At 40.9% G+C, this 21472-nt stretch carries 16 protein-coding genes and 1 pseudogene; 14 read left to right on the top strand and 3 right to left on the bottom strand.

All coding sequences use genetic code 11. From position 1 onward, the window contains the following. Positions 1-121 precede the first annotated feature (121 nt). Both DWY84_RS04735 and DWY84_RS04740 read right to left on the bottom strand, forming a co-directional pair. Positions 122-1918: a hypothetical protein gene (locus DWY84_RS04735; protein WP_182434912.1), complete on the bottom strand. Its 1797-nt coding sequence runs from the start codon at positions 1916-1918 to the stop codon at positions 122-124. Between the two features lie 134 nt (positions 1919-2052). After that, positions 2053-2856, bottom strand: a complete 804-nt coding sequence (locus DWY84_RS04740; RefSeq protein WP_118531298.1) for a tyrosine-type recombinase/integrase — start codon at positions 2854-2856, stop codon at positions 2053-2055. Between the two features lie 220 nt (positions 2857-3076). Here DWY84_RS04740 and DWY84_RS04750 point away from each other — a divergent pair. From DWY84_RS04750 to DWY84_RS04760, 3 genes and pseudogenes are all read left to right on the top strand, one after another. Further along, positions 3077-3828 (top strand): annotated as a pseudogene (locus DWY84_RS04750) (AAA family ATPase). A gap of 66 nt (positions 3829-3894) precedes the next feature. Further along, positions 3895-5595, top strand: coding sequence for an AAA family ATPase (locus tag DWY84_RS04755; RefSeq protein ID WP_347560768.1), 1701 nt, complete (start codon positions 3895-3897; stop codon positions 5593-5595). A gap of 150 nt (positions 5596-5745) precedes the next feature. Further along, positions 5746-7533 (top strand): cell wall-binding protein, encoded by a 1788-nt coding sequence (locus tag DWY84_RS04760; RefSeq protein WP_182434913.1) that lies wholly within the window; start codon positions 5746-5748, stop codon positions 7531-7533. A 168-nt stretch (positions 7534-7701) separates the two neighbouring features. On the opposite strand, the gene DWY84_RS04765 is transcribed toward DWY84_RS04760, so the two are convergent. Next, positions 7702-9495, bottom strand: coding sequence for a hypothetical protein (locus tag DWY84_RS04765; RefSeq protein WP_243024759.1), 1794 nt, complete (start codon positions 9493-9495; stop codon positions 7702-7704). 274 nt (positions 9496-9769) lie between these two features. Between DWY84_RS04765 and DWY84_RS04770 the strand changes: the two genes are divergently transcribed. Genes DWY84_RS04770 through DWY84_RS04820 form a run of 11 tightly spaced genes read left to right on the top strand, consistent with a single transcriptional unit; the run spans position 9770 to position 21405 of the window. Then, a complete protein-coding gene (locus DWY84_RS04770) occupies positions 9770-11110 on the top strand; it encodes a sugar transferase (RefSeq protein ID WP_118531305.1) in 1341 nt (446 codons plus the stop codon). Beyond that, positions 11100-11759, top strand: a complete 660-nt coding sequence (locus DWY84_RS04775; RefSeq protein WP_118531307.1) for an SIS domain-containing protein — start codon at positions 11100-11102, stop codon at positions 11757-11759. The genes DWY84_RS04770 and DWY84_RS04775 overlap by 11 nt, the downstream gene beginning before the upstream one ends. Before the next feature lie 14 nt (positions 11760-11773). Further along, a complete protein-coding gene (hldE, locus tag DWY84_RS04780; protein WP_118531309.1) occupies positions 11774-13225 on the top strand; it encodes a bifunctional D-glycero-beta-D-manno-heptose-7-phosphate kinase/D-glycero-beta-D-manno-heptose 1-phosphate adenylyltransferase HldE in 1452 nt (483 codons plus the stop codon). A gap of 27 nt (positions 13226-13252) precedes the next feature. After that, positions 13253-14221, top strand: a complete 969-nt coding sequence (rfaD, locus tag DWY84_RS04785) for an ADP-glyceromanno-heptose 6-epimerase (protein WP_118531311.1) — start codon at positions 13253-13255, stop codon at positions 14219-14221. A gap of 22 nt (positions 14222-14243) precedes the next feature. Then, a complete protein-coding gene (locus DWY84_RS04790) occupies positions 14244-15203 on the top strand; it encodes a glycosyltransferase (protein WP_243024761.1) in 960 nt (319 codons plus the stop codon). A 14-nt stretch (positions 15204-15217) separates the two neighbouring features. Then, positions 15218-15994 carry an ABC transporter permease gene (locus DWY84_RS04795; RefSeq protein WP_118531315.1) on the top strand — a complete coding sequence of 259 codons (777 nt, stop codon included), beginning with the start codon at positions 15218-15220 and terminating at the stop codon, positions 15992-15994. 54 nt (positions 15995-16048) lie between these two features. Continuing rightward, positions 16049-16777, top strand: coding sequence for an ABC transporter ATP-binding protein (locus DWY84_RS04800; protein ID WP_118531342.1), 729 nt, complete (start codon positions 16049-16051; stop codon positions 16775-16777). Further along, on the top strand, positions 16764-17945 hold the full coding sequence (locus tag DWY84_RS04805) for a glycosyltransferase family 9 protein (RefSeq protein ID WP_182434914.1): 1182 nt from the start codon (positions 16764-16766) through the stop codon (positions 17943-17945). The genes DWY84_RS04800 and DWY84_RS04805 overlap by 14 nt, the downstream gene beginning before the upstream one ends. After that, on the top strand, positions 17935-19098 hold the full coding sequence (locus DWY84_RS04810; protein ID WP_118531319.1) for a glycosyltransferase family 9 protein: 1164 nt from the start codon (positions 17935-17937) through the stop codon (positions 19096-19098). The genes DWY84_RS04805 and DWY84_RS04810 overlap by 11 nt, the downstream gene beginning before the upstream one ends. Continuing rightward, on the top strand, positions 19088-20248 hold the full coding sequence (locus DWY84_RS04815) for a glycosyltransferase family 9 protein (protein WP_118531321.1): 1161 nt from the start codon (positions 19088-19090) through the stop codon (positions 20246-20248). The genes DWY84_RS04810 and DWY84_RS04815 overlap by 11 nt, the downstream gene beginning before the upstream one ends. A gap of 20 nt (positions 20249-20268) precedes the next feature. Then, a complete protein-coding gene (locus DWY84_RS04820; RefSeq protein WP_118531323.1) occupies positions 20269-21405 on the top strand; it encodes a polysaccharide pyruvyl transferase family protein in 1137 nt (378 codons plus the stop codon). Positions 21406-21472 lie beyond the last annotated feature (67 nt).

The following is a 21472-nucleotide window of genomic DNA, read 5'->3' on the forward strand; positions in this document are numbered from 1 at the left end:
CTAACTTCCTTCTAGGAGTTTTTATCAGACTTCAGGGCTTTTTGCATTGAAATTGTTGATTAACGTAAAAGCGGCAGGAACTTTCGTCCCCGCCGCTTGGCGTAGTCATTAAAACTACAACTTATTTCACATCAAGGAAATCAGCAATCTTTGCAGAAGTCATGCTGGTCTTGTTCCAGTTGCTCTTCAGGTTCTTGCCGACATTCTTACCATCAATCTTGCCATCGCCCAGATCCTTGCTGTCGGTGTACATCATGATGTTATCCTTGTACATGTACCAGTACCAGTCATCACCATCTTTAACACCGGTCTTGGTGCCAGTCTGGATCTTACCGCTGGTATTTACAAGGTACCAGCCCTGATCAGCAGTACCGAAGTTGTACAGAACATTGGTCATGCCCTTATCATCAGCATTAGACTGACCCTTAAGCAGACCGCTAAGTTCTCTTACATCAGAACCATCGTAATCATGTACAGTTACAGTACCGGTAGAGTTGATATCACCGCTAGCGTATACAAGGATGTACTTGTCTTCGCTATCAGCTTTAATCTTCTTACCAAACTTGTAGATGTAGTCGCCCTTCTCAACACCAGTTACGCCACGGCCTCTGCTCTCAGCACCACCGTTGTTGCGGAACTTGAACTGAATGGTCTCGCCATCAAGGTTAACGGTTACATTACCAGTCTTCATAGCGCCATCGGTATCTTCGTCATCTGCGTTGCCGAAGTAGTACAGATAGGTGTTTGCGGTGTAGTTACCAGCATCTACGCCATCCAGGAAGTCATCCAAATCGTCAGCGTCCATATCGTCATCGTAAACTTTGACAATGTTCTCGCCGTCCATCTCAAGTGCGCAGAGACCTTTCAGCATTGCGCCACCCTTCTCACCGTCATCCGGCCGGAAGCCATAGTATTTGCCTTTGATCTTCTTGATCTTACCAGCTACCAGACCCTCTTCACGGCCATCGTTGTAGTACCAACGAGCATCCTCGTTCTTAACACCATCAACAGATGCGAAGCTCTCGGAATCCAGCTCTTTGAAGGAAGTATCCTCGTTCGGGCCAACTACCTTGAACCAGCCCTTAACTACCTTAGCACCATCCTCTGGGCTGTTGAAGTAAGACCAGTTAGATGCGGAATGCAGGTTGCTGGTGGTATTCTGAGTCGGATACCACTCATATACCATTACACCACGGGTATCGAAGTGATAGTATTTACCATTGTTCTTCCAGGTAGCATCAGTATCCTCACTGCCATTGTCAAGCTGTACACGTTTCTTACCGTTTGCTTTGAAGTTGAACCAGTAATCATAGTCATCTTCTTTGTCATCGGTGTTGTCGTATACGCTGATCTTCTGCCAGCCAGTCTTCATGGAACCATCTTCCCAGGAACCGAAGTAGTAGGTAGCGTCTGCCCAACCATCTTCGTCGTTAACCATGGTACCATCTTCGTCAACCCAACCGTACAGCATGATACCATCCTCATCGAATGCGTACTGCTTTCCATCGATGGTCTTCTTGCTTACTTTGTCACCGCTGCCCTTGTATGCTTTACCATTGGACTGCATGTAGTAGTAATGATACTCAGCCGGATCATCCTCATCATCCTGACCCTCGTTAACTACTTTAACCCAGGTGTTGGTAACCATAACACCGTTAGCGTCTACGTAGTAGGTCTTATCGTCATCCTCAATCAGTTTATCGGTAGCCATTGCGCCACCCTCTTCGGAATCCAGCCAGAACCAGTTGTCTCCAGATTTCTTCCACTCATCTTCTACTCTGCTACCATCTTTGTCGTAGTAGTACCAAGTACCATCTTCCTCAACCCAACCCTGAGCTGCGAAAGAAGTCATAGCACCACCGATAGCTAACAGAGCTGCTGCAGATGCAACTGCAACTACTTTAGTCTGCTTTCTCATAATGAATGCACTCTCCTTTTTACTTTTTTGAATTTGCTACGAAATTCCTAAATTGCATTACGAGACGATTATACTTCCTATAAGGCAAATTATTGAGAAGTGGAAAAGTAGTTGCAATCAGGTCATTTTAGCTGTTACCAGTCAATAATCTGGTTGATGATATTCTGCTGTTCAGTACTGGTTTTTCTTAAATAAATCCGGGTGGTTTCAATGCTGGCATGTCCCATCAGATCGGCCAGCATAGCAATGTCATTGTAGCGTTCTAGAAAACTTTTTGCAAAACGGTGCCGGAACGAATGTGGATAAACGACAGACGGATCCAGGCCATACTTGGAACCGAAGTGTTTTAACTGTACGGCAATTCCTCTTGCAGTAATCAATTCTCCATATTTATTCAAGAAGAGAAATCCACTTTCTTTTTTCGTTTCTTCCATCCATTTTAAGGTTTCTTTCTGTAAAGCAGATGGAATATAAATCCGCCGCAACTTCCCACCCTTGGAATACAAATCCAGATATCCAATCCTTACATGTTCGCATTTGATCTGAACCAGTTCACTGACACGGGCGCCGGTAGCAGCCAGAAAACGTACCACAAAATACCAGTACATCTCATGATCCTGCTTCAAACAGTTTTTGAAGTACAGATAATCCGCTTCGCTGATCACGTTTTCAAGAAACGGCTTCTGCTGTACCTTTACAGAAGGCAGTTTCCACTGCTCCTTTTTGATGCTTTCCAGATAACAGTTGATTGCCCGGATGCGCAGATTAACAGTCTGCGGTTTATAATGTTCAATCAGATAAACTTTGTAATCCCGCAGATTCTGTTTACTAAGTTTGTCGTACTTTGCTTCGAACTGACGAATCGCGTAAAGATACGATGTGATCGTGTTTTTTGACAAATTCTGGTCCGACAGATACGTTTTGAACTCATTTTCCATAGAGATCCTCCTTTGTAAAAATAGTTAACGGGTTTTGTCTGTGAACGGAAAATCCAATATATACAGACAATATATCGTCCTACTATTATATCGAACCGTAGAACTGATTAAGGTATACACGTTCGTCTAAGATTTTTGGAAAGAAGGCTTTCTGCTTGTTTGCAAAATCGTTTCATGCTATCATAATCGTATATGAGCACGTAGAAGGGAGTGTTTTTAAATGACCAGATCAAAGATACCTGTTGGTATTTCTGACTTTGAAAAGATTCGGCAGAATGGTTATTACTATGTAGATAAAAGTTCTCTTATTTCCGCATTGTTGAACTCCGAAAGTACAGAAGTAACTCTGATCACCCGCCCGCAGCGCTTTGGAAAGACCATGGCTATGAGTATGCTGGCCAGTTTTTTGATATTCGAAAAAATAATAGGCATTTATTTGAGGGGCTGTCTATCAGCCGACAGACTGAATTGTGCCAGAACTGGATGAATCAGTGGCCGACTGTGTTTTTTACTTTTAAAGATGTTGAAGGTTTAAATTTTCAGGATGCATATGGTATGTTGACTGCGCTGGTTGCGTTTTTGTTCCAACAATATGATTTTCTTTTGACAAGCGAACAGGTAAATGAGTATGACAGGGCAGCATTTTACCGAATCGTAAATCAGAAAGCCTCTTTAACGGAAATCAAAACCAGTTTTCTTCTTCTAACCAGAATGCTGTGCGCCCATTATGGAAAACCGATTATCCTGCTGATGGATGAATATTTTGGATTCACAGATACAGATGTAACACAGATTCTTCAGGATGCGAAATTATCCGAACATATGCCGGCTGTCAAGATGTCGAGAGTCTTTCAGAGGACTGTAATGCGGCGCTCCGGCAGATCGATACACGCATGTACGCCAAAGAGCTGGAGGATGATTATGACCAGGTATTGTGTTATGAAATTTCATTTTTTAAGAAACGGTGCGTGATTAGAAAAAATCGTAGCAGATGGCGGCATACAAAGCAAAAAGGAGCAGAACAATATGGGAAAATCAATGAAATTGCCCGTCGGAATTGAAAATTTCGAAGAAATCCGCACGGAGGGATATTACTATATTGATAAAACAAAACTCATAGAACAGCTGCTGGATAACCAGGGAAAGGTAAATCTGTTTACCAGACCCCGCCGTTTTGGCAAAACACTGAATATGAGTATGTTAAAGTACTTTTTTGAAATCGGAACAAATTGCACATTGTTTGATGGATTATATATTTCCCGGAATCAGACATTGTGCAGGGAACACATGGCCGGTTATCCCGTTATTTTCATTACACTAAAAAATGTGGATGGTCTTTCCTTTGAGGAAGCAAAGTGCCAATTTATGGATGTGATCGGAAGCGAAGCAAGCCGATTTCGATTCCTTTTAGACAGTCAAAATCTTGCTCCGGAAGATAAAGAGCAGTACCAGGCTATCATAACTATGAAATCAGGTGCTTATTGGATGAGCGAACCTGTGCTGTCACGCTCACTGAAAACATTGTCAGAGCTTCTGAATAAACATTACCAGAAAAAAGCGCTGGTCCTTATTGATGAATATGATGTTCCACTTGATAAATCATTTTTGCACGGATATTATCGGGAAATGGTTTCTTTGATGCGTATTTTATTTGGCAATGTCTTAAAAACAAATGATGCACTCCAATTTGCTGTATTGACAGGATGCCTTCGCGTCTCCAAAGAAAGTATATTTACAGGTCTGAATAATTTTAAAATTTTATCCATTACGGATTCCAGATTTGATGAACAGTTCGGCTTTACAGATATGGAAGTAAAACAGCTTCTTAAGGACTATCATCTGGAACAGAGATTTGAAGAAACCAAGCAGTGGTATGACGGATATCATTTTGGAAACGCAGATGTATACTGTCCCTGGGATGTCATAAACCATGTAGACAGAATAAAAGATGATCCGGCTGCCAGACCGGAAAGCTATTGGATCAACACAAGCGGAAACGAACTGGTAAAACGCTTCATTGACAAAGCTGGCAAAACAACACGCAATGAAATTGAACGACTAATTGCCGGAGAATTCATCGAAAAACACCTTCGTCTGGATCTGACCTATGATGAGATAGACAACAGTATCGAAAATCTTTGGAGCGTTCTGTTTACAACCGGATATCTGACACAGGCAGGAATGAATGCGGACGGATCTTACAAGCTTATGATTCCAAATGAGGAAGTTCGGGAAATATTCAAACTGCAGATACAGGACTGGTTTAAAAAGAGCATTTTTTCCAATACAAAACCATTGCAGGAGTTTTGGAACGCTTTTGAATCAGGCAATACAGACGGGATGGAAAACTATCTGATGAAAACACTGAGTAATTCCATCAGTGTTTTCGACACGAAAGCCCGAAATGAAGAAAAAGAGAGCTCCTATCATAATTTACTGGTCGGTATTTTGACCGGAAATGCCGGCTGGCTTGTGAAATCAAACATAGAAGCCGGTGAAGGATTTGCAGATATTATTGTGGAAACAGATGATCCAAATACCGGAATTATCGTTGAATTGAAATATACGAAAGAATTCAGAAATATGGAACAGGCATGTCAAAAAGCTTTACAGCAAATCAAGGATCGACGATATTCCGAGTATTTGCTCAATGATGGCAGGCGTAACATTTTACTGTATGGAATGGCATTTTGTAAAAAGCGATGCAAGGTTATTGCTGAAAAACTTTTGGAAATATAAAGTGAAATAAAAACTGGCTGTGCCAATGAACTTGGGCAGCCAGTTTTTTGTTGCTCAATAATTTGCCTTATAGGAAGTATAATCGTCTCGTAATGCAATTTAGGAATTTCGTAGCAAATTCAAAAAAGTAAAAAGGAGAGTGCATTCATTATGAGAAAGCAGACTAAAGTAGTTGCAGTTGCATCTGCAGCAGCTCTGTTAGCTATCGGTGGTGCTATGACTTCTTTCGCAGCTCAGGGTTGGGTTGAGGAAGATGGCAGCTGGTACTACTACGACAAAGATGGCAACAAAGTAGAAGATCAGTGGAAAAAATCCGGAGACAACTGGTTCTGGCTGGATTCCGAAGAAGGTGGCGCAATGGCTACCGACAAAATTATCGATGACAACGATGATACCTACTATGTAGATGGTAATGGTGTTATGGTTACCAACACCTGGGTTAAGGTTGTTAACGAGGATCAGGACGATGAGGATGATCCGGCTGAGTATCATTACTACTACATGCAGTCCAATGGTAAAGCTTACAAAGACAAGAGCACCAATGGAAGCCTGACCAAGAAAGTTATCGATGGTAAGAGATATGCTTTCGATGAAGATGGTAAGATGCTGTATGGTTGGGTTGCTGAAGATGGCGACATGTGCAACGGTGAGGACGAGTGGGAGAACGCAACCTACTACTTCGGTAGCTGGGAAGATGGTTCCATGAAGACTGGCTGGCAGAAAATTACTGTTTATGATGACAGCACTGATAAGAAAGACGACTTTGATTACTGGTTCAACTTCAAATCCAACGGTAAGAAACGTGCTCATAGCAGTGACGATTTAAATGATACCTGGAAGAGCAACGGTAAATACTATCACTTCGATAATCGTGGTGTAATGGTATACGAGTGGTATCAGATTGCTACCCAGAATGGTGATCAGGCATCTGCTTCTAACTGGGCGTACTTCAACAGTCCAGAGGATGGTGCTCGTGCCGTTAAGGGTTGGTTCAAGGTAGTAGCTCCAACCGAAGATAACAAATTCTCTCAGCTGGATGATTCTACCGATACTTTCGCAACCAAGAACAGCAGAAACGAAGACGAGAAGTGGTACTACTCCGATGGCAAAGACGAAGGTCTGGTTACCGGTGAGATCAAGAAGATCAAAGGTAAATACTATGCATTTGCTCCGGATAACGGCGTAGATGGTGGTCGTATGCTGTCTGGTCTGTGCGCACTGCGTATGGATGGTTCTACTATCGTAGAAGTATTAAAAGATGAGATGGATGCTGATGACCTGGATGACTTCATGGATGGAACCGGTGATTTCGCTGGCATGACCTATGCAAGTGAGGCACAGGGAAGCAACAACGTATACTTATACTACTTTGGTGATGCTGATGATGCTGATTCCGATGGAGCTATGAAGGTTGGCAATGTAACCGTTAACCTTGATGGCGATAACTATCAGTTCTTCTTCAAGAAGAATGGCGGCGCTGAGAGCAGAGGCCGTGGTATCAACGGTATCTATGATAAGAAGTATGTTTACAGATACGGTCAGAAGCTGAAAGCTGATTCCGATGAGAAATACATCGTTGTTTACGCAACTGATGATTACGGTACTGATACTGCAGTTGTTAAGGAAATCAAGTCCAAAGACTTACGTGCTAACCAGAAGGATGCTGGTGTCAACAAAGATAAAGATCATGTAAGCTATGTTGGTAATGCTGGCGCTATCTGGGATAGCAACTACTATCTGGTAAATACCTCTGGTAATATCCAGAAGAGCAAGACCGCTGCTAAGGATGGCGATGATTGGTACTTCTATCTGAACGATAAGAACATCGTTGCTTACACCAACAACAAGACTGTTAAAGATACTGTTGTTGAGAACTGGAAGACCTGGAGCGGTAAGACCTATCATCCGGATAACAATACCGTTACTACCAACAACTAATTCATTCTATTTTTAAAGAATTAAAGTGAAAAGGGCATGTAGAAAATGAGAAATCATTTTTTGCATGCCTTTTTCATAAATAAAGCAAAAACCTGTCGTATCCTTTGATCTATTCCAAAGAATACGACAGGTTATATTAAATTAGGCTAATGATTAACTTCCTCAAAATTAGTCAACTAAGCCAGCGATATTTGCAGAAGTTACAGTATCCCAGTATTTCTTAAGATCCTTGGTAGAATCGTAAGTAGCAGAGCCTACTTTACCATCGCCAAGATCCTTAGAATCGGTGTACATAATGATGTTGCCATTCTTCATGTACCAGTACCAGTCATCACCATCTTTAACGCCGGTCTTGTTACCAGTCTGAATCTTACCACTTGTATTTACAAGGTAGTAGCCATTATCCTTAGTACCAAATCCGTAGTAAACATTGGTCAGACCCTTATCATCTGCATTGGTAGTACCATTGCTTAAACCAAGCTTGCTTCTTACTTCGGAACCATCATAATCAACAACGTGTGCACGAGTTGCGGAGTTGATATCCTGATCAGCATATACAAGGATGTACTTATCTTCACTATCAGCTTTGATCTTCTTACCGAAGTTATAGATGTAATCACCATCATCAACGCCAGTTACGCCACGACCTCTGCTCTCAGCACCGCCGTTGTTGCGGAACTTGAACTGGAAACTCTCGCCATCCAGGTTAACGGTTACGTTACCGGTCTTCATAGCGCCATCAGTATCTTCGTCATCTGCATCACCGAAGTAGTACAGATATACATCGTTTGCTACGCTGCCTGCTTTTGCGTTGTCCAGGAAATCGTCCAGATCGTCAGCATCCATATCATCATCGATAACTTTGACAATCTTCTCGCCATCCATTTCAAGTGCGCAAAGGCCCTTCAGCATTGCGCCACCCTTAACGCCATCATCCGGACGGAAACCGTAATATTTGCCTTTGATCTTCTTAATCTGACCAACTACCAGGCCCTCATCACGACCATCGTTGTAGTACCAACGAGCATCCTCGTTCTTAGCATCATCGCTTGCGAAAGTATCGGCATCCAGTTCTTTGAAGGAAGTATCCTCGTTAGGAGCTACTACCTTGAACCATCCCTTAACTACCTTAGCACCATCCTCTGGGCTATTGAAGTAAGACCAGTTAGATGCGGAATGCAGGTTGCTGGTGGTGTTCTCAGTCGGGTACCACTCGTATACCATTACGCCACGGGTATCGAAGTGATAATACTTACCGTTGTTCTTCCAGGTAGCATCTTTATTCTCAGTGGTGTTATCACTCTCGAGCTGTACACGTTTTTTACCGTTAGACTTGAAGTTGAACCAGTAATCATAGTCATCATCTTTGTCGTTGTCGCTGTCATGTACAGTAATTTTCTGCCAGCCAGTCTTCATGGAACCATCTTCCCAGGAGCCAAAGTAATACTCAGCCTCTGCCCAACCATCTTCGTCGTTCAGAGTAGTACCATCTTCGTCAACCCAGCCATACAGCATAATACCATCCTCATCGAATGCATACTGCTTGCCGTCGATAGTTTTCTTGTTTACTTTGTCTCCGCTGCCCTTGTATGCTTTACCATTGGACTGCATGTAGTAGTAATGGTATTCAGCCGGATCATCATCCTCATCCTGGTCTTCGTTAACAACTTTCACCCAGGTATTGGTAACCATAACACCGTTGCTATCTACATAGTAGGTGTTGTCGTCATCTTCGATCAGAGCGTCGGTTGCCATAGCACCGTTCTCTTCGCTAGACATCCAGAACCAGTTGTCTCCAGATTTCTTCCACTCGTCTTCTACTCTATTGCCATCTTTGTCGTAGTAGTACCAGGTACCGTCTTCCTCAACCCAACCCTGAGCTGCGAAAGAAGTCATAGCACCACCGATAGCTAACAGAGCTGCTGCAGATGCAACTGCAACTACTTTAGTCTGCTTTCTCATAATGAATGCACTCTCCTTTTTACTTTTTTGAATTTGCTACGAAATTCCTAAATTGCATTACGAGACGATTATACTTCCTATAAGGCAAATTATTAGCATGGTGAAATGCTGAGAAATTACAGAAATTATATCTATTGGAAGAATAATAAAGTAAAACCAGTTCTTTTCAAGGAATGAAAGTTGCGAAAATGCATGTATAATGCTATACTGATAAGCGGTATATTTTGCTTTGACATAAAGTAGAAACGTGTAATGAAAGAATGAGAACATAGTTATGAAAAAATTTGAAAAATACAAACGCTTAATCAAGGTGATTTTTTCGGTTGTTTTGATTGCAATATTGGCAGGAATATACGGGATGATTTGGATTGGGTGGTACAATAAAATTATCTGGGCACCTTTTTTTAGGCGTGGTAACTGGATGATGATTTTTATTTATGCTATTCTTCTAATATTTTTCATGAATACATATGGTGGATTCAAAGTGGGTTTCTTAAAAAAGGGAAATTTGATATATTCTCAGATTCTCGCAGTATTATTTACAAATATTGTAACGTATTTTCAAATTACGGTTCAGGATAAGCGATTTACGACCCCAGTACCGTTAGGCGTTAATATTGCGTTGTCAGTTGTAGCGATTCTTGTATGGACGTTGATTTTTCAGTGGATATACGGATTGATCTTTCCGCCAAGAAGAATGCTTTTAATATCAGGAGATTATTCGGATTATCATCTCTTGGAGAAGATGAATGCCCGTGAAGATAAATACATTATCAGTCAGATTATTAATTATAAAGAAGGAATGGAAAAACTAATTCCGCAGATTGATCAGTATGATGGCATTATTGTTGGCGATATGCCGTCCCATGAGCGGAATTTGATCATAAAGTATTGCTATGCAAAGCAAATCCGAACATATAGTGTCCCGAAAATATCGGATATATTATTGCGCAGCTCTGTGGACTTAAATCTGTTTGATTCTCCATTGCTGTTATCCAGAAATACAGGGCTGGCAATCGAGCAGATGTTCTGTAAGCGCCTGATGGATGTTGTGTTTTCACTGCTTGGCCTTGTTATATCAGCGCCATTCTTTTTACTGATTGCAATCAGCATTAAACTGACAGATCGGGGACCGGTGTTTTACAAGCAAACACGTCTGACGAAGGATGGAAAAACTTTTGAAATTTATAAATTCCGCACCATGATTCAGAATGCAGAAAAATATAGTGGCGCAGTACTGGCTTCAGAGCACGATCCACGCATTTTACTAGTGGGAAGGTTGCTTCGTGCTACCCGTTTGGATGAGCTGCCACAGATCTTTAATATTCTGAAGGGCGAAATGTCGATTGTCGGACCAAGACCGGAACGTCCGGAACTGGCAGCGGAAATAGAAAAAGAGATTCCGGAGTTTTCGTACAGATTAAAGGTAAAGGCGGGCTTGACAGGTTATGCGCAGGTTTATGGTAAATATAATACGACTTCCTATGATAAGTTGAAACTTGATTTGACATATATCAGGAATTATTCTATCTTTTTGGATTTAAAGTTAATATTTATGACACCTAAAATTATGCTGCTAAAAGAAAGTACAGAAGGAGTAAAAAATGAAGCGTAAGGAAATGGACTCAAAACAGTTATTTGAATTATTATTAAAGCGGTATCCACAATTGGAAAGCTGCAAAGACAGTATCCTGGATGCGTATCATGCACTTAAAAATGCTTACGAAAAAGAAGGAAAGCTTCTGGTTGCGGGTAATGGTGGAAGCGCATCTGACTCGGAGCATATTGTAGGAGAACTGATGAAGTCTTTCATGTTTGAGAGAAAAATTCAGAAAAAGTATGCGGATGAGCTGGTACGTTTATATGGAGATGAGGGTGTAGCGCTTTCTAAGAAACTGGAGGGAACCTTATGTTCCATTCCATTAACCTCTATGCCGGCATTGTCTACTGCATTCATCAATGATGTAGACCCTGCGCTTACCTTTGCACAGATGCTTTACGGATATGGAAGAGAAGGTGACTGCTTCCTCGGAATCAGCACATCTGGAAATTCCAAGAATATCCTTTACGCGTTGCAGGTTGCAAAAGCAAAGGGAATTACTACCATTGGCCTTACGGGAGAAGGCGGTGGGAAAATGAAAGAACTTTGCGATATTACCATTCAGGTTCCGGAAAAGGAAACATTCATGATCCAGGAACTGCATCTTCCAATCTATCATTGCTTGTGCGCAATGCTTGAGGCAGATTTTTTTGAAGAAAAGTAAAGGTGGAAATATTAATGGATTACGGTAAATTAGATAATTTCAATCGTTTAAAAGTACTTGTACTGGGTGATTTTATGTTGGACAAGTACATTATGGGAAGCGTAAAGCGTATTTCGCCAGAGGCACCGGTTCCGGTTATCAACGTTAAGAAAAAAGAGGTGCATCTTGGTGGCGCTGGAAATGTAATAAACAATATCTGCTCGCTTGGGGCAACCGCCAGAATTATCAGTTGTATCGGCAAAGATGAATCCGGCGATTATCTGATTCGCAGAATGAATGAAAAAGGAGTAGATACCCGCTTCATCTGGCAGAAGGAAGAGGAACAGACGATTGTAAAAACCAGAGTCGTGTCAAAGGGCCAGCAGTTTTTACGTTATGATGAAGAAACAGTTCGTGATGTCTGCGAAGAATATGTTGAGTATGTAGAAAAAAATCTGGAAGCGATTTTCGAAGATATTAATATTGTAATTATTTCCGATTATGGAAAAGGAAATGTTACCTTCGACAGTGCCCAGACTGTTATTCGTAAGGCAAGAAATAAAAACATTCCGGTTATCATTGACCCAAAGGGCAGTGATTATAAAAAATATACCGGCGCGACAACCTGTACTCCGAACATGGCAGAGTTCCGTCAGGTGATTCATGAAAATGGCGAGCTTTCAGAGAAAGAGATTGCTGAAAAAGCGCAGAAACTGTGTGAAGAGATTAATCTGGATTATCTTCTGGTAACCCGTTCTGAACAGGGTATGTCTCTGGTCGAAAAAGAAAGTGGTCATAAGGCCGATTTCCCGGCGGTAGCGCAGGAGGTAATCGATGTCACTGGTGCGGGAGATACCGTTATTTCTACATTCTCCCTGGCACTGGCAGCTGGACTTTCGCTGCCGGATGCCTGCGAGATGGCAAACGATGCAGCATCTATCGTTATCTCAAAGTTTGGGGCGGCAACGGCAACCTTAGAGGAAATCAAGAGCCGCGGCTATGGCGGCAGAGCAACAAAGCTGCTGCAGCTGAATGAGCTTGTAGAGATTGTGAAAAAACTAAAAGCAGATCATAAAAAGATTGTATTTACAAATGGCTGCTTTGATCTGGTTCATGCGGGCCATATTTCTTCCTTTGCCCAGGCTAAAGCATTGGGAGACATCCTGATTGTAGGACTTAATAGTGACGCGTCGATTCGCAGAATTAAAGGCGAAAAACGTCCAATCGTAGATCAGGTGAACCGTGCTAAATTACTGAGCGCAATCTCTCTGATTGACTATATTGTAATTTTTGATGATGATACACCGGAAAAGCTTGTGGAAGCAATCATTCCGGATGTTCTTGTAAAAGGAAAAGACTGGGCAGGAAAAGTTGTTGTAGGTCAGGATGTTGTGGAGGCACATGGCGGTAAGGTCAGCCTGATTGACTTGGAAGACGGTTTGTCTACAACAAATATCATTGAAAAAATCAGAAATACCTATCACTAATAAAAGGTTTTGCGGAAAGGAGTTATTATGAGCATTATTGTTACAGGTGGAGCAGGATTTATTGGAAGCTGTATTGTACGTACTTTAAACGACATGGGAATTGAAGATATTATTATTGTAGATCACATTTCCACTACAGATAAATGGAAAAATATGGTCAACAAAAAATATATCAAGTATATTCCAAGAGACCAGTTTTTACAGCAGCTTGACAGCTTTGATGGAAAAGTCTCTCATGTAATTCACATGGGTGCCTGCTCAGCAACTACTGAACGAGATTTTGATTTCCTGTATGAAAATAACCTGGGATTCACCAAGGCTGTTTGGAATTTCTGTGTAAAGAACCAGATTTCCATGATCAATGCAAGCAGTGCGGCAACGTATGGAGCAGGCAATCATGGCTTTGACGATAAGACAGATATTGGGGTACTGGAACCGTTGAATGGTTATGGCTATTCCAAGCAGCTTTTTGATCTGTGGGAGAGACAGCAGACACTGCGTCCGGCACAGTACTGTGGCTTCAAGTTTTTCAATGTATATGGACCGAATGAGTACTATAAGGGAAGCATGGCAAGCGTAATCTTCCATACCTTTAATAAGATTAAAGAAACTGGTGAGATGGGACTGTTTAAGTCCTACAGACCAGATTATGCCGACGGACAGCAGCTGCGTGACTTTGTTTATGTAAAAGATATTTGTAAAGTTGTGAAGTTCATGATTGAGCATCCGGATGTAAACGGTTTATTTAACCTTGGTACCGGCACAGCAAGAAGCTTCTACGATTTGGCAAAAGCAACCTTTGATGCACTGGGACTCGAGCCGAACATTAAATTTGTGGAGATGCCGGAAACTTTAAGAAAGAAATATCAGTATTACACACAGGCTAACATGGAGAAACTCCGTGCTGCAGGATATCACGAAGCGTTCTATACTCTGGAAGAAGGCTGCAAAGATTATGTGACCAATTATCTTGCACAGGATTACAAGACCTACTAAAATGGATAAAATTACAGTATTAATGGCTGTCTATGATCCACCGGAACGGTGGCTCATAGAACAGCTTCAGTCAATTGACAGACAGACGTATTCCAATATAGAACTGGTTATAAGGGATGATTGCTCTCCGAATGTGGATTTTCATAGAATTCAGCAGCTTGTATCTGAAAATATGAGAAGGGTGCCATACAGAATATTACGAAATGAAAAAAACCTGGGCAGTACGAAAACCTTTGAATGTCTGACCAGAGAAGCATCTGGAGATTATTTTGCCTATTGTGATCAGGACGATATTTGGAATGCAGACAAACTGGAAAAATCCTGGAAAACATTGACTGAACAGAATTGTGTTATGTTGTGCTCAAATGCGGATGTGATCGATGGAGATGATGTGCTCCAGTATAAGGGGCATATGAGCATTCCAGACAGCTTTTCAGAGTGTATCCGATCAGGAGAAGCGTGGAAGACATTGCTGGTTAAGAATTATTTTTGGGGTTGCACTTTGATGATACGGGCAGACATTGCCAAGCAGTCTTTGCCGTTTTTGGAGGGTATGTACCATGACCAGTATCTAGAACTGTTTGCATCCATGCAGGGCAATATTTATTTCCTGAATGAATCTTTAATGCAGTATCGAATTCATGGAAGCAATCAGACCGGATTTTTAAAGAATGTATGCAGCAAGCGGGATTATTATGAGAATCGGATTTGCATTCTGATAGATCGTTACCAGCGGCTTTTAGATAAAAAACTGGAGGAACCTTATTGTACATACATTCGGAATTTGCATGAATGGGCGGTCAGTCGGAAGGAGTATGCGGAAGGAAAATGGACCGCTTTGCCCGGAGTACTGAAAGGCCGAATGTATAATCGCAATACGACACTGTTTGAATTGTTTATGATGCCGCTTCCGAATTTTATCTGGGTATATTTACTGCGTGTTTTAAAGAAATTGAATGCTATGCGTCATAAAAATAGCTGATTAATGAGGAAAATATGAAGACTTTTTTAGATGAGCTGCTGGCTTATAAAGAACTGTTATTAGAATTAGTAAAAAGGGACCTGAGGGTCAAATACCGAAAATCGGTATTAGGATATTTGTGGAGTTTATTAAATCCACTCATGATGATGATGGTGGTTTCCATTGTTTTCTCGTATATGTTCCGTTTTGATATTGAAAATTATCCGGTGTATCTGATTACAGGTCAGACACTGTTTAACTTTTTCCAGGAAGCAACCAATATGTCAATGAATTCTATTACGAACAGTGCTTCCCTGATTAAAAAGGTTTATTTGCCAAAACAGGTATTTCCGGTTTCCAGAATATTATCCAGTTTTGTAACCTTTTTATTTTCTTTGATGGCAATTGTGATCATTATGATTTTTACGAGGGTAAAGGTTACACCGGCTATTTTGCTGGTGCCGCTTCCACTCCTGTATATCTTAGTGTTCTCCATGGGTGTTGGACTGATTTTGTCTATTATGGCAACTTATTTCAGAGATGTGTACTACTTATGGGGAATTTTCATTACAGCCTGGATGTATTTTACCCCTATCTTTTATCCGGCAACCCAGCTCCCGGACTTTGCCATGAACATTATGAAGTTAAATCCGTTATACCAGATGCTGCAGTGCTTCCGTGAGGTGGTTTTATATGGAACATTCCCAACCTGGAGGCGTCATGCGGCCTGCATTTTCTTTGCGCTGCTGGCATTGAATGTGGGAATTCAGGTGTTCAAAAAGAAACAGGGAGATCTGATCTTATATTTATAATATGCGGGAGGAACATACGTGAATCAGGATGCGATAAAGGTCAGCAATGTGACAATGCGCTTTAATCTGGAGCGCGAAAAAACAGATAATGTAAAAGAATTTTTTATAAAAAAAATGAAGCGGAAGCTCCAGATAGACGCGTTCATTGCTTTGGAGGATGTGAGCTTTAGCGTAAAAAAAGGAGAAATTTTTGGCCTGATTGGTGACAATGGGTGCGGAAAGAGTACTACACTTAAAATTATATCAGGAATCATAACTCCTACAAAGGGCAGTGTAGAAGTAGATGGAAGCATTTCTCCACTGATTGAGCTGGGCGCCGGCTTTGATATCGAACTTACAGCGAAAGAAAATATCCTTTTGAATGGACTGACGCTCGGTTATTCAAAAAAGTTTATTGAGTCGAAACAGGAAGAAATCATTGAATTCTCTGAATTAAGAGACTTTATGGATGTTCCAATCAAAAACTATTCGTCTGGTATGGTTGCGCGACTGGGCTTTGCGATAGCGACTCTTGTAAAGCCAGATATCTTAATTGTAGATGAAATCTTATCAGTTGGTGATATGAGTTTCCAGGAAAAATGTGAACGGCGAATTAAGGAACTGATGGATGGAGGAACGACTGTTCTTATTGTGTCGCATAGCATTCGACAGATAGAAGAGCTTTGTAACCGTGTATTATGGCTGGATCATGGACATATGGTTGCTATGGGAGATACCCAGACAGTCTGCGACTTTTATAAAAGAAAAGATTACGATGGAGCGAGACAGTATGCGGCTACCTAAAGTATTAAGACGTTTGAAACCACTTGTTGCACATCAGCTGGAAATGTTTTTGCTGTGGTATTATAGTGCCACAGCAAAACAGCGGCGTCCAAAACATGAAACAGGAAGGATTCTTCTGGCCCGGACAGACGGGCTGGGAGATTTTATTATATGGCTGAGTTGTGCGCAGAAATTCAGGGAATTGTATCCGGATAAAAAGATTGTTGTGATGCTGGATTCCATTAAACCTACCTTAGAACTGGTGCAGGAGATGCCGCAGTGGTTTGATGAGGTCTTTAATATTGATATTCATAATTACACACGATTTTTTGAGTTCCGAAAAATGCAGAAAATGGAATTTGACCTGCTTATACAGCCGGCATATTCCAGAGTTGCCTTTACGGATATTTTAGTGTTTGCCTGCAAAGCAGGAAAACGTATTACTCTGGACACCAACGCAAAATTTCTTTCCAGGACACAGCTCAAGTGGACAAATCGTGGTTATGATCAGATTATCCCGGCATCATCCGGAATCAAGCATGAATTGATTCGGTGTGGAGAACTGATTCGTGGCCTGGGTGATGAAAGTTTTCAGGTGGGTTTCCCGGACCTTCGTGAAGATAATTCGAATAAAGGACATTATTTTGTGGGATTTCCAGCAGCATCTGGTCCGACAAAAATCTGGGAACCGGAAAAATATGCGAGAGTTCTCGACGCAATTATAGAGAAAAGCGGCTGGGATTGTATCTTAAGTGGAGGTCAGGCTGATTCTGTATTGATTGAAGAAGTGATTTCCAATATGAAGCATGCTGAGACAGTCAAGAATTATGCAGGATGCTGCAGCCTGGCACAGACTATCCATTTATTAAATGGCTCCCGCATGGCAATTGGAAACGATACAGGTGCTATGCATATGGCTGTAGCATGCAGACTTCCTTCGGTAGTTCTCATGGGAGATAATGAATTGGGAAGATTTTTCCCATATACGTGTGAGAAAGATGAGAAGCTGCCCTTATGGGTTGTTGATGCTAATCTGGAGTGCAAAGGCTGCAATGCAATGAAAGATGTTCCGTGCAAGTATCCGTTCGGAGAACGGGGGACTTATTACTGCATTGCAAGCATCACTGTGGAGAAATGTATGGAAGCTGTGAATCAGTGTCTGGAGTGGGTGAGAAAAAATGAAAGATAAAATCAAGCGGTTTATATCGGTTTGTTTGAATGAAAGTCTATTCCATATTTTGAGAATAAAGGCCCGAAAATCATATAAGGGCAATAGCAATCATATTTTTGTTTTACGTTTTGCACATATTGGAGATTTCTGCATCTGGCTTGACAGCGCTCGTGCATTTCGTAACCTTTACCCCGATAAGAAAATCATATTTTTAACATATTCCTATAAAAATGTTCAGGAACTGGCAGAAGCTACAGGATATTTTGATAAAGTCATCAGTCTGGATACCGAGGGATTTCACCGGATTAAAGCTTTGAGAGAGGCAGCAGGATTCTGTGGTGATACGATCATTAATGCAAATCCATCCAGATCATTACTGTCAGATTTATTTGTTCTGGCAGTGAATGTCCGGCATCGCATTGCGCAGCAGAGTGATCATGCGGAATTGTCCGCCACAAAGATGAAGCGTTCTGATAAAATTTATGAAAAAGTGATTCCCTGTAATCTAAAAGCAATGGAACTAATAAAAAATGCGGAATTCATGCGTGGATTAGGCTTGAAAGATTTTAAAGCAGATTTGTCAGTACTTCCTGATGTACCGTGTGATGTGGATACTCCAACACAGAAATATGCTGTTATTTTCCCTGATGCCGATGCACCAATTCAGATGTGGAATTATAAGAACTATGTAAAAGTGGTCCAGAATTTGATTTCAGAATATGGAGTACAATGTCTGATTCTGGGTGGTAATCGATACAGGGATACAGGTGCTGCCATTGAAAAAGAGGTAAATTCTTCGCTTTGTAAAAACCGTATGGGAGAAACTAATTTGGTGCAGTGCATTCAGCTGGTGCGGAATGCAAGCATTGTTATATCGAATGATACTGGCGGTGCCCATATTGCAGCTGCAACCAGAACGCCTTGCGTTGTTCTTGCCGCTGGATGGAACCGGGGTAGATTTTTCCCTTATCAGGTTGAGACAGAAGGAGAAACGCTGCTTCCGGTGGATGTTGTTACGAATTTACCGTGCCTTGGATGTGGCATTGAAAATATCAACCGATTTGATCCGGAATGTGGAATTGACGGTGTTCCGAGATGCATTGCTATGAACACACCCGAAGTAATAAATGAAAAGATAAAAGAACTGTGGGAGAAATGTTATGGGAAATAAACTGGAAAAACTACGGAAAATCAAGGATCGTATGCGAGATGAACTTTTTATATTCAAGCATGCTCATCTGGTGAAAGCCATGATTGAATCCACAGAGGATGATCTGGTTAATAAAGAGGAGTGCGATGAGCACAGCATATCCATTGCATTTCGACCGACCGGTGGATTTGGAGACTATATCATTAGTTCTAAGCTTCTGGATGAACTTTTGGAATTAGTACCGTGTCATATTTTGGTGTTTTGTGAGAACGTAACATTTGGACATGCCGTATATGATGGACGTAAAAATACCAGCGTGCTGCCAATTAATACATTTTATTCTCAGATGTGGAAATATGATCTGGCATTAACCGTGGAACACTTTGTGCATATTGAGCGGATGAATGCGAATAAAATTGCAAGAATCAGTCCGGCTTTCATGGATAAACTCAATAAGCTGGAGCGGAGTTATAAAACATATTATCCGGAAATTCAGCAACAGTGGTTCCGGGAGGCGATGCATTTTAAACGCTGCGAGTACAAGGGGATTAACCGATGGACAGAACTGAGACATGAAGGCGTCTTCAAGATTGAGAACCAGAAAACGTGGATCCCATTGCGGGAAGAGTTTTATCAGCGTTTTGTGGAGCTGGGACTGGAGAATAAGCGCTACATTACCTTAAACCGTGGAGCTGACAGTATGGGGCGCAGCAAAATGCAGACTAAGGTGTGGCCATTAGAGCATTATAATCATTTTGTAACACTGTTTCGTGAAAAGTATCCGGATATTGCGATTATTCAGGTCGGTGCATCTGGCAACACTAAAATAGAAGGAGTAGATCAGATTATTTTTGGAGAAAGTCTGGAAGTGACGAAATGGATTTTGAAAAACTCCATGCTGCATGTAGACTGTGAAGGTGGCCTGGTACATTTGGCTACACAGTTTGACACAAAATGTGCTGTTATATTTGGACCAACGCCGAAGCATTTCTATGAGTATCCGCAGAACATCAATATTGTTTATGAGGGATGCAATAACTGTATGGGAACGTATCCGGATTGGGCGTTTGACTGTTTTAAGGGATTGGCAGAACCGGAGTGTATGTATAAGGTTACTGCGGAAATTGTAATGGATAAAATTGAAGGATTTTTGGATGCGCAATTATCGTAATTGGCTTGTGAGGTGTGAGTATGAAAAAAATTCATTTTATTAATCGGATTGATTGGGATAATGCAGGGGATTGGGGATGTTGCCCACTTAATTACTATTTGGATTATTTTGAACAATTTAACCTGATTAGACATGACATTGATTTTATCGATTATAAAGAAATTGAACCAGAAGATGTAGTTATACTAGGGGGAAGTGGTCTTTTTAATGTAACACGCTCTTTTAATGAAGCAATCAACAAAATATTGGAAAGATGCAATCATGTGATTGCATGGAGTGCTGGTTTTAACACTCATGATAAGCAGTGGTTTCAGGGAACAGATTTTCCAACTATTAGTATGGATAAATTCTCAATGCTTAGTATTAGAGATTATCAACACCCATCTGGTATTGAATGGTTGCCGGATCCGAGTGCGGCTGCAATCCCAAAAGATTTTTTGAAGTCACAGCAGAATACTATTAGAAAATATGGTGTAATTGAGCACAAGGATTTGCCTATAAAAGGGATAGGCTACATTGAAGATAGAATTAAGAATAGTGAGAGCCTGTATAACATTTTAAAATTTATTTGTGAATCAGAAGTAGTTATAACAAATTCGTATCATTGTGCCTATTGGTCAATTTTGTTACAGCGAAAGACGATTGTTATAAATAAATGGAGTACAAAATTTAATTATTTTAAATACAAACCAGAGTTCATTGAATCTAAAAATGAAGACGCAGTCCCTGTTGAATTATTGGAAAATGCAAGTAAAGTTGCTCAAATATATGTGAATGCTTATGCTGAAGCAGTAAGCATGAATGATGCATATTTTGAACGAGTAAAAAAGCTGATATTGGAATTGAATGTTCCTAAAAGTAAAGAATATCAAGAGTTTTATGAAATGACATATATGAAGTCTTGGAATATTCAATCTAAATTGGCAGAAGTAAGTCGATTATCCGAACGTATGGAATATCTGCAAAATGCAATAAATGACTTGCATGATGAATTATATGAAGTAATTGACCGATTACATGACGAAGTTTATGTTCGGATTAATCAGGAACATGAAGAATTATATGGTGCCGTTAATGGATTACATGATGAGTTATATGAGCGAATTAATCAAGAACATGACGAATTCTATAAAGTGCTACATAAACATAGGGAATAAATGCGTATGTTGTTGAAGCAATTTTTTGAAATTAGAATTAGAAAAAATTAATGTTTTTTCATGTAAT

This window comes from Clostridium sp. AF27-2AA (assembly GCF_003478505.1).
Classification (GTDB): domain Bacteria; phylum Bacillota; class Clostridia; order Lachnospirales; family Lachnospiraceae; genus Brotaphodocola.